General features: G+C 66.7%; 12 protein-coding genes. 11 read left to right on the top strand and 1 reads right to left on the bottom strand.

Annotation, left to right across the window (positions count from 1 at the left end; all coding sequences use genetic code 11):
* The first annotated feature begins 120 nt into the window (after positions 1-120).
* The 7 genes from ybgF to glmM all read left to right on the top strand — a co-directional run bounded on the left by ybgF (position 121) and on the right by glmM (position 8099).
* Positions 121-1176, top strand: coding sequence for a tol-pal system protein YbgF (gene ybgF, locus F9K20_RS14780; RefSeq protein WP_291003297.1), 1056 nt, complete (start codon positions 121-123; stop codon positions 1174-1176).
* A gap of 46 nt (positions 1177-1222) precedes the next feature.
* Positions 1223-2521, top strand: a complete 1299-nt coding sequence (gene tilS, locus F9K20_RS14775) for a tRNA lysidine(34) synthetase TilS (protein ID WP_291003294.1) — start codon at positions 1223-1225, stop codon at positions 2519-2521.
* Between the two features lie 199 nt (positions 2522-2720).
* Positions 2721-4649: an ATP-dependent zinc metalloprotease FtsH gene (gene ftsH, locus F9K20_RS14770; RefSeq protein WP_291003291.1), complete on the top strand. Its 1929-nt coding sequence runs from the start codon at positions 2721-2723 to the stop codon at positions 4647-4649.
* Between the two features lie 9 nt (positions 4650-4658).
* Complete coding sequence (locus tag F9K20_RS14765) at positions 4659-4856, top strand: hypothetical protein (RefSeq protein WP_291003288.1); 198 nt, start codon at positions 4659-4661, stop codon at positions 4854-4856.
* Between the two features lies 1 nt (position 4857).
* Positions 4858-5442: a hypothetical protein gene (locus F9K20_RS14760; protein WP_291003285.1), complete on the top strand. Its 585-nt coding sequence runs from the start codon at positions 4858-4860 to the stop codon at positions 5440-5442.
* Between the two features lie 12 nt (positions 5443-5454).
* Positions 5455-6540 carry a dihydropteroate synthase gene (folP, locus tag F9K20_RS14755; RefSeq protein WP_291003282.1) on the top strand — a complete coding sequence of 362 codons (1086 nt, stop codon included), beginning with the start codon at positions 5455-5457 and terminating at the stop codon, positions 6538-6540.
* 206 nt (positions 6541-6746) lie between these two features.
* Positions 6747-8099, top strand: coding sequence for a phosphoglucosamine mutase (glmM, locus tag F9K20_RS14750; protein WP_291003279.1), 1353 nt, complete (start codon positions 6747-6749; stop codon positions 8097-8099).
* A gap of 65 nt (positions 8100-8164) precedes the next feature.
* On the opposite strand, the gene F9K20_RS14745 is transcribed toward glmM, so the two are convergent.
* Positions 8165-8326 (bottom strand): hypothetical protein, encoded by a 162-nt coding sequence (locus tag F9K20_RS14745; RefSeq protein ID WP_291003276.1) that lies wholly within the window; start codon positions 8324-8326, stop codon positions 8165-8167.
* A 280-nt stretch (positions 8327-8606) separates the two neighbouring features.
* On the opposite strand from F9K20_RS14745, the gene F9K20_RS14740 reads away from it, so the two are divergent.
* The 4 genes from F9K20_RS14740 to F9K20_RS14725 all read left to right on the top strand — a co-directional run bounded on the left by F9K20_RS14740 (position 8607) and on the right by F9K20_RS14725 (position 13583).
* The gene (locus F9K20_RS14740; protein ID WP_291003273.1) at positions 8607-9443 is read left to right on the top strand and encodes an outer membrane beta-barrel protein; all 837 of its coding nucleotides are present in this window, start codon (positions 8607-8609) and stop codon (positions 9441-9443) included.
* Between the two features lie 232 nt (positions 9444-9675).
* The gene (locus tag F9K20_RS14735; RefSeq protein ID WP_291003271.1) at positions 9676-10488 is read left to right on the top strand and encodes an outer membrane beta-barrel protein; all 813 of its coding nucleotides are present in this window, start codon (positions 9676-9678) and stop codon (positions 10486-10488) included.
* Positions 10489-10574: 86 nt separating this feature from the next.
* Positions 10575-11732 carry a phosphoserine transaminase gene (locus tag F9K20_RS14730; RefSeq protein WP_291003268.1) on the top strand — a complete coding sequence of 386 codons (1158 nt, stop codon included), beginning with the start codon at positions 10575-10577 and terminating at the stop codon, positions 11730-11732.
* 138 nt (positions 11733-11870) lie between these two features.
* Positions 11871-13583, top strand: a complete 1713-nt coding sequence (locus tag F9K20_RS14725; protein ID WP_291003265.1) for a mucoidy inhibitor MuiA family protein — start codon at positions 11871-11873, stop codon at positions 13581-13583.
* Positions 13584-13602 lie beyond the last annotated feature (19 nt).

Genomic DNA, 13602 nt, shown 5'->3' with positions numbered 1-13602 from the left:
GCAAATGCCCACCGCCGAGCGCGGTCGGCAGATCGCACAACCCGCGGCCGTACTCGTCCGGCGACCGATCCGAGTAGCCTCGACGTCCGGCCCTGTCATAGCCCAGGTGACCCAACGCTCATGCCTCGCCGTTTCGCATCGATGTTGGTCAGCGGCACATGCGTCGTCGGGCTAGCGACCGGCGCCATCGCCGCCGAGTCCCTGCCAGAGCCGCTGCAAGTGGCGCAAGCCGACGCGCAGCAGGTGCAGTCCAAGGCCAAGGCTGCCGCGCCGCAGGCTGCGGATGATCCTGCTTTGAAGCAGCGCATCGAGCAACTCGAGGAGCAACTCGTCGACATGCAGGTCGTGGTCGGCACGCTCGAATCTCTCGCCCGCGGCGGTGGTGCTCCATCTGCGGCCGGCGGCGGCGGTGGGGTCGATAGCGTCCGCCTCGACGGGCTGGAGACGCAGATGCGCGCGCTCGCCGCCCAGATCCAGCAGCTGACCGATCAGGTGCGGGCGCTCGGCGCCCAGCCGCGCCGTTCCGATGCGGGTGCCCCGCCTGGCGGCCTGGCACTCGAGGCGCAACCGCCAGCCGCCACAGGAGCCGAGCCGAATGGCGCCCTGGCTCCCGACGCCGACCGCTTCGGCTCGACCACCGTCACTGCCGGCAGCGGCGGTGACTCGATCAGCGGCCTGATCGAAAGCGATCAACCCTCTGGCGCGAGCGCAGCGCCCGGCCCAGCACCCGAGATGGCGGCACTGCCCCCGGCCTTCGGCGCCGCAACGGCGCCCAATGCTGCCGATGCGAGCAATGCCAAGCAGCTCTACGAGACGGCCTACGGCTACCTCATGCAGCGCGACTATGCGGCCGCGCAGGGCGCCTTTGAGGACTTCCTCTCCCGCTATCCGCAGGATTCCCTCGCCGGCAACGCGCAGTACTGGCTCGGCGAGGCTCACTTCGTGCGCGGCGAGTACAAGGCTGCGGCCAGCTCCTTCCTGAAGGGCTACCAAAACTACGCGGGCAATGCGCGCGCCGCCGACAGCCTGTTGAAGCTCGCCATGTCGCTCGATCGTCTTGGCCAGAAGGACGCCGCCTGCTCATCTTTCGGCGAGCTGTCCACGCGGTTCCCCAATGCGCCCGAGAACGTCAAGATGCGCGCCAAGTCGGAGCGCCAGCGAATTGGCTGCAGCTGATCAAGGCGCAGCGCTGCCTTGTAGCCCTCCTTCCGACGCCGATCCGGTGCGGAATGACGAGCTTGATGCGTTCTTTGCCCCGCTCAGTGCATTTGCTGTCTTGATCCTCGCCGTGTCGGGCGGCGCCGACAGCGTCGCCATGATGCATCTTGTGCGGCGCTGGCTGCGGCTGCGCGCGCGGCCGCCGATGCAAGTCGTTGTCGCTACCGTCGACCACGGATTGCGCGCCGGCTCGCGCGCCGAGGCCGAGTGGGTCATCGGACAGGCGCAGGCGCTCGGCTTCGACACGGCATTGCTGGCGTGGTCGGGTGACAAGCCGGCCACCGGCCTCCAGGATGCGGCGCGCGAAGCCCGCTACCGGCTGCTCGCCGAGCTGGCCGCCGGCTTCCGCTCCCATGGCATGGTGGGGGTTGTTACCGCCCACACCGAGGACGATCAGGCGGAAACCCTGCTCATGCGCTTGGCGCGTGGGAGCGGCCTCGATGGCCTCGCGGCTATGGCGACCTCGCGCCCGCTCGGCGATGATCGGCAAATGAAGCTGCTGCGTCCGCTGCTCGCTGTCTCGGGGGCACGCCTGCGCGCAACGCTACGAGCTGCAAACGCTACCTGGATCGAGGATCCAAGCAACGATGCGGAGCGCTTCGAGCGCGTGCGCCTGCGCAAGGCGAGGGCCCTGCTTGCCGGTCTAGGGCTCAGCAACGACAAGATCGCGCTCAGCGCGCGACGCCTGGCGCGGGTACGCGCGGCGCTCGAGGCAGCGCTCGGCGATCTGCAGCGGAAAGCGCGCCTCGACTTGCACGGCGGCGCCTTTGCCAGCTTCGACCGTGCCGCCTGGCTGGCGGCACCGGAGGAGCTGCGCCTGCGTCTGCTCGCGCGGCTCATCGCATCTTACGGCGGACAGTCCGAGCCGCTGCGCTTGGCCCAGCTAGAGGCGCTCGTTGAGCGCGTGGCGCAGGCCGGCTTCGAAGGCGCCACGCTTGCCGGCGCCATCGTCATGTCCCATGGCGACGACATCCGCGTGTGGCGCGAGGCCGGCCGCGAGGCCCTGCCGACGCTCACCCTGCCGCCCGGAGCCTCTGGCGTGTGGGACCGCAGGTTTCGCGTCGGCGCGGCGCCCGACAGTCCTGGTCCCATCGAGGTGCGGGCGCTCGGTGCGCAGGCCTTTGCGCGGCTGCGCCAGGACTTCGATACCCTGCGCGATCTGCCGGCCGGCGCCGCCGCCACGCTACCGGCCTTTTGGCATCAGGAAGAGCTAATCGTCGTTCCGCGGCTTGCCGGCTTGCCGGGGGCGCCAGCCGACTGGGAAGCCCAACGGCGGCTCTATTCGGCCGAATTCCTTGGCTAAGCCCGTGAAAACGCTGGCGCTGCGACGGCGCGGCGGTCGCCGACAATGTGATCCGCCGTTAAGCTCCTGGGGAGCGAAGGCCGTGTAACTTGGCATTGTGTAGGCTCACTCCTATGTTAACGGCGAGCTTAGAGCGGCGCCCGGGCGGATCCGGGGATAGGGTCGGCGCGAGCCGTTGTCGCGCTCCACAGGGAACGAAATGAACTCAAACTTTCAAAAGCTTGCCATCTGGGTTGCAATTCTGGTCCTGCTCGCGGCCCTCTTTAATCTATTCAACAACCCGACGCAGAGCCGGCGCGGCACCGAGATCACCTACTCGGAGTTCCTGACCGCCGTCGACAACGGCAACATTTCCGACGCGACGCTCGCGGGCAGCCGCATCTACGGCACCATGCGCGACGGTGGCACCTCTTTCACCACCTACGCTCCGCAGGATTCCACCCTCGTCGAGCGGCTGGAGAAGAAGGGCGTCAAGTTCCGCGCCCGTCCGTCGGACGAGGATGTGCCCTCGATCATGGGCATGCTCTTGAACTGGTTCCCCATGCTGCTGCTCATCGCGGTGTGGATCTTCTTCATGCGCCAGATGCAGTCGGGCTCCGGGCGCGCCATGGGCTTCGGCAAGTCGCGCGCCAAGCTTCTGACCGAGCGCCACGGGCGCGTCACCTTCGAGGACGTCGCCGGCGTCGACGAGGCCAAGGACGACCTGCAGGAGATCGTCGAGTTCCTGCGTGACCCGCAGAAGTTCCAGCGGCTCGGGGGACGCATCCCGCGCGGCGCGCTGCTCGTCGGGCCACCCGGCACCGGTAAGACGTTGCTCGCCCGCGCCATCGCCGGCGAAGCCAACGTGCCGTTCTTCACCATCTCCGGCTCCGACTTCGTCGAGATGTTCGTCGGCGTCGGCGCGTCCCGCGTGCGCGATATGTTCGAGCAGGCGAAGAAGAACGCCCCCTGCATCATCTTCATCGACGAGATCGACGCCGTCGGCCGCCATCGCGGCGCCGGCCTCGGCGGCGGCAACGACGAGCGCGAGCAGACGCTCAACCAGTTGCTGGTCGAGATGGACGGCTTCGAGGCGAATGAGGGCATCATTCTCATCGCGGCAACCAACCGCCCCGACGTGCTCGATCCCGCACTGCTGCGTCCCGGCCGCTTCGACCGTCAGATCACCGTGCCCAACCCGGACGTGGCGGGCCGCGAGAAGATCCTGCGCGTGCACATGCGCAAGGTGCCGATCGCGCCCAACGTCGACCCGAAGGTCATCGCCCGCGGCACGCCCGGCTTCTCGGGCGCCGACCTCGCCAACCTCGTCAACGAGGCGGCGCTGCTCGCGGCGCGCCGCAACAAGCGACTCGTGACGCAGCTCGAGTTCGAGGATTCCAAGGACAAGGTGATGATGGGTGCGGAGCGCCGCTCCATGATCATGACCGAGGAGGAGAAGCTCGCCACCGCCTATCACGAGGCCGGCCATGCCCTCGTCAGCCTCAAGGTTCCCGGCGGCGATCCCTTGCACAAGGTGACGATCATCCCCCGTGGCCGTGCGCTGGGCATCACCATGAACCTGCCGGAGCGCGACAAGCTCAGCTACTCCAAGCAGTGGTGCGAGGCGCGCATCGCCATGTCGTTCGGCGGCCGCTGCGCCGAGCAGGCAGTGTACGGCAAGGATCACCTGAACACGGGCGCCTCCAGCGACATCATGCAGGCCACCGACCTGGCGCGCCGCATGGTGACCGAGTGGGGCATGAGCGATAAGCTCGGCCCGCTGCGCTACAATGAGAACCAGCAGGAGGTGTTCCTCGGCCACGCCATCACGCAGCGCCAGAACATGTCGGAGGACACGGCGCGGCTGATCGATCAGGAGATCCGTCGCATCGTCACCGAGGGCGAGAATCAGGCGCGCCAGGTGATTGCGGAGAGTCGCCGCGACCTCGAGGCCATCACGCAGGCGCTCATGGAGTACGAGACGATCTCGGGCGACGAGGTGCAGGCGCTGATGCGCGGCGAGAAGATCGTGCGCAAGTCCGATGACGAAGGGCCCAAGGACCAGGTGGGCTCGGCGGTGCCGAGCGCCGGTGGCCGCTTCCGCCCCACCGGCGGCACCGGCCCGATGGAGCCGCAACCGCAGTCCTGAGGTGCACGGATGACAAAGAAGAAGCGCGAGAGCCGTGTGGCGGACACTGGCTCGCGCATCATTGATGCTGAGGACACGGCCCGGTTCAAGGTGGCTGCGGACGCTTGGGTAGCGGCGAATACTGCATCTGAGGATACGGCGCGCAGAAAGCTTAAGGAGCTGGGCTTTATCGACAGCCGGGGCAAGCCAACAAAGAACTATCGCTGACGTGCATCGCCTGTCGACCTCATTCATTCTCGGCTACCACGGTTGCTCGCTTGAGGCGGCAGAGCTTGTGCTTGCGGGAGAGCCGTTTGTAGCTAGCGACAACGACTATGATTGGCTCGGCCCTGGAATCTATTTTTGGCAAGCTAATCCGCGCCGAGCCCTAGCTTTCGCCGCAGAGAAGAAGGCGCGCCAGAAAGCCGACTGGACGGCGGCCGTTGTCGGGGCTGTCGTCGAGCTGGGACTTTGTCTCGATCTCGCAACCGAGGCGGGTATAGAGCATACGAGAAGGGCTTATAGATCTCTGGACTCGACTTACGGTCGTGCCGGGCTGCCATTGCCGAAAAATGCCGGCGGCAATGACTTGCTGATGCGTAGGCTTGATCGAGCCGTAATTCAGACAGTGCATGAGATCCGCAAGTCGGCGGGAGAGCCGGCGATCGATACGGTATCGGGTATCTTCCTTGAAGGATCACCCATTTACGAAGGCGCTGGCTTCTACGAGAAGACGCACATTCAGATCTGTGTATGCAATCCGGACGTGATCAAAGGCGTGTTCCGAGTACGTGACTCGGACGTCGTGCAATAGCGGTCCGCAGCCATGCAGCGCACGACCTACCTGCGGCCCATCGGGCTCTTTCCAGCGCCCATCGAGGCGGACGAGGACGCCTTTAGCGGGCTGCCGCTCGCCGGCCAGCCGCTGCGCTTCACCACCGTGGAGATCGCCGAGCGCGACGGGACGCGCGTCAGGCGGCGTATCGTACCCCTCGGTGACGCGGTGGAGCGCGACTGGGGCCGCGGCACACTCGACGCGGCTAAGGATCTCGAAGCCATCACCAGCCCCCGCCCGCGCCTCGCGGGGCTAGCTCTCGACCGCCCGCGCATTATGGGCATTATCAACGTCACGCCCGACAGCTTCTCCGATGGCGGGGTGCACGCCTCGGTCGAGGCCGGCATCGCCCACGGGCTGCAGCTCGCCGAGGAGGGCGCCGATATCCTCGACATCGGCGGGGAATCGACCCGCCCCGGCGCCGACTGCGTTCCTCTCGATGAGGAGCTGAAGCGCGTCATGCCGGTCATCGAGGGCCTGCGTGCGCGCACCGATGCCCTGATCTCCATCGACACGCGCAAAGCCGAGGTGATGCGCCGTGCCGCGGCCGCCGGTGCCGACATCCTCAACGACGTCTCGGCGCTCACCCACGATGCGGACGCCATGCGTGCCGCCGCCGAGACGGGGCTCCCTGTCATTCTCATGCATGCGCAAGGCGATCCGCGCACGATGAACGACAATCCGCAATATTCCGATGTCGTGCTCGATGTGTTCGACTACCTCGAAGCGCGCATCGCCGCCTGCGAGGCAGCCGGCATTCCGCGGGCCAAGATCGTCGTCGACCCCGGCATCGGTTTCGGCAAGCACCTGCATCACAACGTCGCCGTCATGGCGGCGCTGTCGCTCTACCACGCGCTCGGGGCGCCGGTGCTCCTCGGCGCCTCGCGCAAGAAGCTCATCGACCACATCTCGGACGTCCCCAACCCGCGCGACCGCGTGCCGGGCTCCATCGCCGCGGCGCTGGCGGGGGCCGCCCAGGGGGTGCAGATCGTGCGCGTGCACGACGTCGCCGCCACCCGCCAGGCGCTCAATGTCTGGCGCGCGGCGCTGACCGGCAGCGACCGGGCGCTCGCCTGACGCCCCGCCAGGGTGGTTTCGGCTTTTTAAGGGTGCGGTGTGTAACCTGCGCCAACAGGATTTGAAGGGTTTGCGCCCCGGGCGCCGCAAAACGTTCGCGCCGGGTGCTTACCGTGCTCGCAAGCGGGGAGCCGTCGGGGTAGCTTATGCAATCGAAGTCGCGAAATGGTAGGCAGAAGCCACTGAACAGAGCCAAGGGGATCCCCATGTCGCGCCGCTATTTCGGCACGGACGGTATTCGCGGTCTTGCCAACAAGTCGCCGATGACCTCGGAGGTCGCGCTCAAGGTCGGGATGGCCGCCGGCAAGATCTTCCAAACGCAGACCAACTACCGTCACCGCGTCGTCATCGGCAAGGATACGCGCCTGTCCGGCTACATGCTGGAGGCGGCGCTGATGTCGGGCTTCACCGCCGTCGGCATGGACGTGTTCCTGCTCGGGCCGATGCCGACCCCGGCCGTCGCCATGCTCACGCGCTCGCTGCGCGCCGATCTCGGCGTGATGATCTCTGCCTCGCATAATCCGTTCGACGACAACGGCATCAAGCTGTTCGATCCCGACGGCTACAAGCTCTCCGACGATACCGAGCGGCGCATCGAGGAATTGATCGATGCCGATACCGCCGAGCTCTTGGCCCCCGCCGAGGCCATCGGCCGCGCCACGCGTGTCGAGAGCGCGCAGGAGCGCTACATCGAGTTCGCCAAGCGCACGCTGCCGAAGAACCTGCGCCTCGACGGGCTGCGCATCGTCATCGATTGCGCCAACGGCGCCGGCTACAAGGTGGCGCCCGAGGCCCTGTGGGAGCTGGGTGCCGAGGTGATCAAGATCGGCGTCGAGCCCAACGGCCGCAACATCAACGACAAGTGCGGCTCGACGGCGCCGGAGGCGCTGATCAACAAGGTGCGCGAGGTGCGCGCCGACGTCGGCATCGCCCTCGACGGCGACGCCGATCGCGTGGTCATCGTCAACGAGAAGGGCAACATCGTCGACGGCGACCAGCTAATGGCGGTGATCGCCGACACCTGGCACCGCTCCGGCAAGCTGACCGCCGGCGGCGTCGTCGCCACGGTGATGAGCAACCTCGGGCTGGAGCGCTACTTGAAGAGCATCGGGCTGGAGATGGTGCGCACGCCCGTCGGCGACCGCTACGTGGTCGATCATATGCGCAAGCACGGCTACAACGTCGGCGGCGAGCAGTCCGGGCATATCGTGCTGTCCGACTACGTGACCACCGGCGATGGGCTCGTCACGGCGCTACAGCTCCTGGCCGTCGTCGTCTCGACCGGCTCGACGGTGAGCGAGGTGACCAACCGTTTCGAGCCGCTGCCGCAGATCCTCAAGAACGTGCGCTATCAGAGCGGCAGCCCGCTGGAGGACACGCGCGTCGTCAAGGCCATCGATGCGGGCAAGGCCAAGCTCGGCGAGTACGGGCGGCTGGTCATCCGTCCGTCGGGCACAGAACCAGTCATCCGCGTCATGGCCGAGGGCGACGACGAGCGGCTCGTCAACACGGTGGTCGGCGACATCGTCGAGGCGGTGCGTGCCGCAGCCGCGGCCTGAGCGGCTCAGCGCCGTTTTATTGCGCCAATCCAGACCGTTGCCGCGGCTTTGGCCGCAAACCGTGATTACGGCGTCGGCGGCGGCGTTGCGGGCGTCTCGGGTGCCGTTGTTGCGGGTGGCGTTGTGGCCTCGGGCGCCATTGGCGTGGTGCCCTGCATGGCGTACATCGCCAATCCGACGATCGCGATCAGAACGGCCAAGACAATGACGATTGTTCTTGTATCCATGGGCTTCAATCCCCGGTTTGCAATGCCTTTCAGCGTATAGGTGCTGCCGCCGGCTGTCCACGCGTGTCGAACGCCGTCAACTGTGCTTTCCCCCGCCCTCTCGGGACTTCCCGCCGCTTAACGAGCCGTTAACGGATCGCGCCCCGCGCGAGCGTTTCATTCCGAGACGCCGATTAAGTGTCCCTTAAGTCTTCTTCCCCATAGTCGTCGACTGAGCACGTTTCGCGTTCGCCACACGAGCGCCGCTGCGGCGGCATGACGAATTCGAAGGGGAAGTACCATGAATACCAATCGCAGTTCCTATTCGCTAGGCGCCGCGCTCGGGTCGGCTATCGTGCTCGCCTTGTGCGCTCCCGCCATGGCGGCCGACATCTACGACGGCGGCCTCAAGGGCGGCTACGACGTCCCTCCGCCGCCGCCGAGCGATCGCGGCATCTACTTCAAGGGCTACGTCGGCCAGGCGAATTCTGAAGTCGGCAGTATGTTCAACGAGGGCTACGCCGAGAATTCGACCTTTCAGATCTACAATCACGACATGAAGACGAGCGTCCTTTACGGACTCGGTATCGGCTGGCAGGCGCGGCACTGGCTGCGCTTTGATCTCACCGGCGAATACCGCGGCGATGCGGCTTTCTTCGGCGCCGACAGCTATCGCGATCCATTCGCATCCAGCGGCACAGGCGCCGCAACCAACGAGTACACGGCCGACATCAAGAGTTGGCTGGGCCTCGTCAACGCCTACATCGACATGGGTAACTGGTGCGGGTTCACGCCCTACATCGGCGCCGGCATTGGCTTCGCCAGTCTGACGGTCGAGGGTCTGAAGGACATCAACGTGCCGAACCACGGCGTTGCTTTCGGTGCTAACAGCACCAGCACCAACTTCGCCTGGGCCATTCACGCCGGCGTCAGCTACGACGTGACCCCGCAGATGGTCGTCGACCTGGCCTATCGCTACGCCGATCTCGGAACGGCGGAGAGCGGCCCGGTGACCACCTATCTGGGGCAGTACTCGTACGCTGGACACCAGATCAAGGACATCACCTCCAACGACCTGCTCTTGGGCGTTCGCTACAAGCTGCAGCGCGAGGCCGTCGTCTATCAGCCGGTGAAGTAAGCCGGCCGGCGCCGCTTTGGCGCCTTGCATGAAAGCCGCGCCGGGCTCGCTTCAAGGGCCCGGCGTTCACGGCCCGGCGTCGATCGCGGCCGCCTGCAGTCGAAGTTCGATTTCCTAGTTTGCTTAACGCGTGAGGCGACCGCCCCGTCGGGCGGCTCAAGCCTTCAAGAGCAGAGTTAGGACGTCGGGCGAGGCTTAAGGCCTGCCAGCCGTCAAGCGAGGATCGACGCAGATGAACCGTGCACTCACGACACTTTCGCTCGCCCTGACCCTCGGCGCGAGCTTGATCGGCGCCAGCATGTCGCCCGCGCTCGCCGACGGCGATCCCTACTATTCCAACGGCATCAATCCATACGGTGTGCGCACGCCGGTCCCGGCCCCTATTCCCGTTCCCGTCGAGGAGGCCGACTGGTACTTCCGTGGCGACTTCGCCGCCGGCTTCGGCGGCAATCCTTCGGTGACGACGACGGGCACGCCCTACGGTTTGGGCACGGTCGGGCTGCAGGACGCCTGGCTGTACGACAGCTTCCTGCCCTCGTTCATGGGCGGCGTCGGCGTCGGCTACGTGTGGGCCCCGCACCTGCGCACGGACTTCACCGTCGATATCCAGTCCATCATGTCGGCAACTTTCAGCAGCGGCCCGCAGGCCAACGCGGTGCTCATCGATGACAAGACGAAATTCATATCGACGATCCTGCTCGCCAACGCCTATTACGACATCCGCACCGGCACGCCGTGGACGCCGTACGTCGGCGTCGGCGTCGGCTTCGCGGTCAACCAGCTGACGCGCAACGCCGATTGGACCGACTCGACGGGCAGCTACAGCGCCGACACGCGGACGACGCAGGTGAAGTTCGCCGGCGCCGCCATGGCCGGCGTGTCGTATGACTTCTCGTCGTTCTTCGCCATCGACGTGAACTACCGCTACATGTACATCGGTGGCACCGACGTGAGCATGGGCATCGGCGGCTTTCCGTCGAGCGTCGGCTTCGACGGCCTCAACGAGCACCAGATCCGCGCCGGCTTCCGCTTCTACGTGAACTAGCGGGCGCGTCATTGGACGAAAGAAGCGTCGGCGGAGCTGCGATGGTCGGTTGACGCGGCAGCCGCCGCCTTCTAGACCCCGCCATCATGACTCGCCTCGACAAGCCAACACAGCGCCCCGGAAGCCCCAACTTCTCCAGCGGCCCCTGCGCCAAGCGCCCCGGCTGGACGCCGGACGCGCTGCGCGCGGCGCTGGTCGGCCGCTCGCATCGCTCGGGCGCCGGCAAGGCGCGGCTCAAGCTTGCCATCGACAAGACGCGCGCGCTGCTCCGGCTTCCTGCCGATTATCGCGTCGCCATCGTGCCTGGATCCGACACCGGCGCCTTCGAGATGGCCATGTGGTCGTTGCTCGGCGCACGCGGTGTCGATGTTCTGGCTTGGGAAGACTTCGGCAAGGGCTGGGTAACCGACATCGTCAAGCAGCTGCGTCTGCAAGACGTGCGCGTGCTCGAGGCCGATTATGGCGCGCTGCCGGATCTTAAGGCCGTCAACTGGAACCACGACGTCGTCTTCACCTGGAATGGCACGACATCCGGTGTGCGCGTGCCGAATGGCGACTGGATCCCGTCTGATCGCGCTGGGCTGTCGCTCATCGACGCCACGTCGGCCGTCTTCGCGCAGGCGATCGACTGGGCGAAAGCCGACGTCGTCACCTACTCATGGCAGAAGATTCTCGGCGGCGAGGCCGCGCACGGCATGCTGATCTTGAGCCCGCGCGCCGTGCAGCGCCTCGAGAGCTACAGCCCGCCGTGGCCGATGCCCAAGATCTTCCGCATGAAGAAGGACGGCAAGCTCAATGCGGCAATCTTCGCCGGCGAGACGATCAACACCCCGTCCATGCTGTGCGTAGAGGACTATCTCGACACCCTGGCGTGGGCCGAGAGCATCGGCGGCCTGACGGCGCTGCACAGGCGCGCCGACGACAATGCTGCCGTGCTCTTCGACTGGATGGCGCGCACGCCCTGGATCACCAATCTCACCATAGAGCCGGCGACGCGCTCCAATACCTCCGTGTGCATGCGCTTCACCGGGGTTCCCGGCGGTCCCGCCGAGGAGCGCCGCCTCGCCGAGCACATGGTTGCGCGCCTCGCCGAGGAAGGGGTTGCCTACGACATCGGCTCCTACCGCACCGCCCCTCCGGGCCTGCGCGTGTGGTGCGGGGCGACGGTCGAGCGGAGCGACCTCGAGGCGCTCACCGCCTGGCTCGAGTGGGCTTACGCGGAAGCCCGCGCCGCCGTCGGTTAACACCGCCGGGAAAGTCCACCCGGCACGCCCCAACCCGTCATAATTCAGACGCGAACCGCCCTCACTCGTCTCACCCCGGGGGCGCCCGCCAAGTCGTGATTTTGGGGGCCGTGAGAGCAAGCAAGAAATGGGGCTAACATGCGCACTCTCGTTGCGATCACCGGCGTCTTTGCCGCCGTTCTCGCCAGCCGGGCAGCGGCCGACGAGATCCCCGTCACCTCGCGTCTCGCGACGGTGACCGTATTCCCCGCCGGAGCCGAGGCGACGCGCGCTGCGCGCCTGGCGCTCGCCAAGGGTGAGCATACGCTCATCTTCGATGATCTCCCCGCCGAGGCGGTGCCGGGCTCGATCCGCGTCGATGGCAAGGCGACGGCCGGCCTCGACATCCAATCGGTAGACACGCGCCGCCGCTACATCCCGCGCGCCGATCAGGAAGCCTTGCAGGCCGAGCGCAAGGGCATCGAGGACGAGATCGAGAAGCTGCGCGACGAGCGCGGCCTCGTGCAGGGTCAGGAGGATGCCGCGCAGACGCAGAAGAGGCTGCTGCAGAACCTGGCGCAGATGCCTGGACACCCGCAGCCGGAGGAAGGCCAACCCGCGCAAGCAGCGCAACCTATACCGCATACGGACTGGCAGCAGGTCCTGTCGCTGATCGGCTCCGGGATGACGGAAGCGCAACGGATGGCGCTCGACGCCGAGGTGAAGAAGCGCGACCTCGATCGGCGCATCGAGGACCTCGAGAAGAAGCTCTCCGCCTTGGCCCCAGGGCGTTCGGAGCAGACCGAGGTGAAGGTGTTCGTCGTCGCTGCAGCCCCGCTCGAAGCCGATCTCACCGTGCGCTACCAGGTGCGCAACGCCGGCTGGGCGCCGCGCTACGACGCCCGCCTCGCCACCGGTTCGAAAACTGCGCCGCCGCTGCTGGAGCTGGCGCGGCGCGCCGATATCGTGCAGCGCACCGGCGAGAGCTGGGACAACATCGCGCTGCTGCTGTCGACGACACGGCCGACGGCCAACGCTGCGGCGCCCACGATCGACACGGTGACCGTCGACTTCGAGCCCGAGGCCAAGGAAGCCCTTGCCAGGTCGGCGCCGCCACCTGCCCCGATGGCCGCCTACGATGGCCTCGCCGTGCGCAAGAAGGCTGCGCCGGGCGCGGGCGCCGAGAGTGCCGCCGCAGAGGCTGCACCCGAGCTCGACGTTGCTGAGCAGGGCGCCACAATCGAAACGGCGCCCTTCCAGGCCGTCTTCGCCGTGCCCGGACGACTGACCGTTCCTTCCACGGGCGAGGCCAAGCGCGTGTTCCTGCAGCAGGATGGTATCGAGCCGGTGCTCAGCGTGCGCACCGTGCCGAAGCTCGACGCCAAGGCTTATCTCTACGCCAAGCTCATCCTGCCGAAGGGCTCGCCGCTACTTCCGGGTGCCGTGTCCCTGTTCCGCGACGGCACCTTTGTCGGCACCGGCACTCTTCCCGTTCTGTCACCCGGAGAGGAGCACGAGCTGGGCTTCGGCGCCGACGACCAGGTGCGTGTGCGCCATGCCATAGCCGATGAAAAGCGCGGGGAGACCGGTCTCATCTCCTCGGCGCGCACGGACAGCCGCAACTACCGCATCACTGTGAAGAACATGCACGAGCGCGCCGTGGAGCTGGTCGTCCACGACCACATCCCGGTGTCGCAGAACGACGACATCAAGGTCGAGTTCGTCGGTCCGGCGCAGCCCAGCAAGAAGGACATCGACGGCAAGCGCGGCGTCATCGCCTTCGAATCCAAGCTGGGGCCCGAGGAGGAGCGCCTGATCGAGTTCGGCTACCGCGTCATTTGGCCGGGCGCCCGGGCTATCGTCTATCATTAGGCCCGGTTTTACGGTCACG

Source organism: Hyphomicrobium sp., from assembly GCF_009026145.1.
Lineage (GTDB): Bacteria > Pseudomonadota > Alphaproteobacteria > Rhizobiales > Hyphomicrobiaceae > Hyphomicrobium_A.
This window is presented reverse-complemented; position numbering and strand designations above follow the sequence as displayed.

What these genes read in the sequence shown, in the direction of transcription:
- F9K20_RS14725 (WP_291003265.1), top strand. Translation starts at nt 11,871, where the DNA reads ATGCGCACTCTCGTTGCGATCACCGGCGTCTTTGCCGCCGTTCTCGCC.
- glmM (WP_291003279.1), top strand. Translation starts at nt 6,747, where the DNA reads ATGTCGCGCCGCTATTTCGGCACGGACGGTATTCGCGGTCTTGCCAAC.
- F9K20_RS14765 (WP_291003288.1), top strand. Translation starts at nt 4,659, where the DNA reads ATGACAAAGAAGAAGCGCGAGAGCCGTGTGGCGGACACTGGCTCGCGC.
- F9K20_RS14730 (WP_291003268.1), top strand. Translation starts at nt 10,575, where the DNA reads ATGACTCGCCTCGACAAGCCAACACAGCGCCCCGGAAGCCCCAACTTC.
- F9K20_RS14735 (WP_291003271.1), top strand. Translation starts at nt 9,676, where the DNA reads ATGAACCGTGCACTCACGACACTTTCGCTCGCCCTGACCCTCGGCGCG.
- F9K20_RS14745 (WP_291003276.1), bottom strand. Translation starts at nt 8,326, where the DNA reads ATGGATACAAGAACAATCGTCATTGTCTTGGCCGTTCTGATCGCGATC.
- ybgF (WP_291003297.1), top strand. Translation starts at nt 121, where the DNA reads ATGCCTCGCCGTTTCGCATCGATGTTGGTCAGCGGCACATGCGTCGTC.
- F9K20_RS14740 (WP_291003273.1), top strand. Translation starts at nt 8,607, where the DNA reads ATGAATACCAATCGCAGTTCCTATTCGCTAGGCGCCGCGCTCGGGTCG.
- ftsH (WP_291003291.1), top strand. Translation starts at nt 2,721, where the DNA reads ATGAACTCAAACTTTCAAAAGCTTGCCATCTGGGTTGCAATTCTGGTC.
- folP (WP_291003282.1), top strand. Translation starts at nt 5,455, where the DNA reads ATGCAGCGCACGACCTACCTGCGGCCCATCGGGCTCTTTCCAGCGCCC.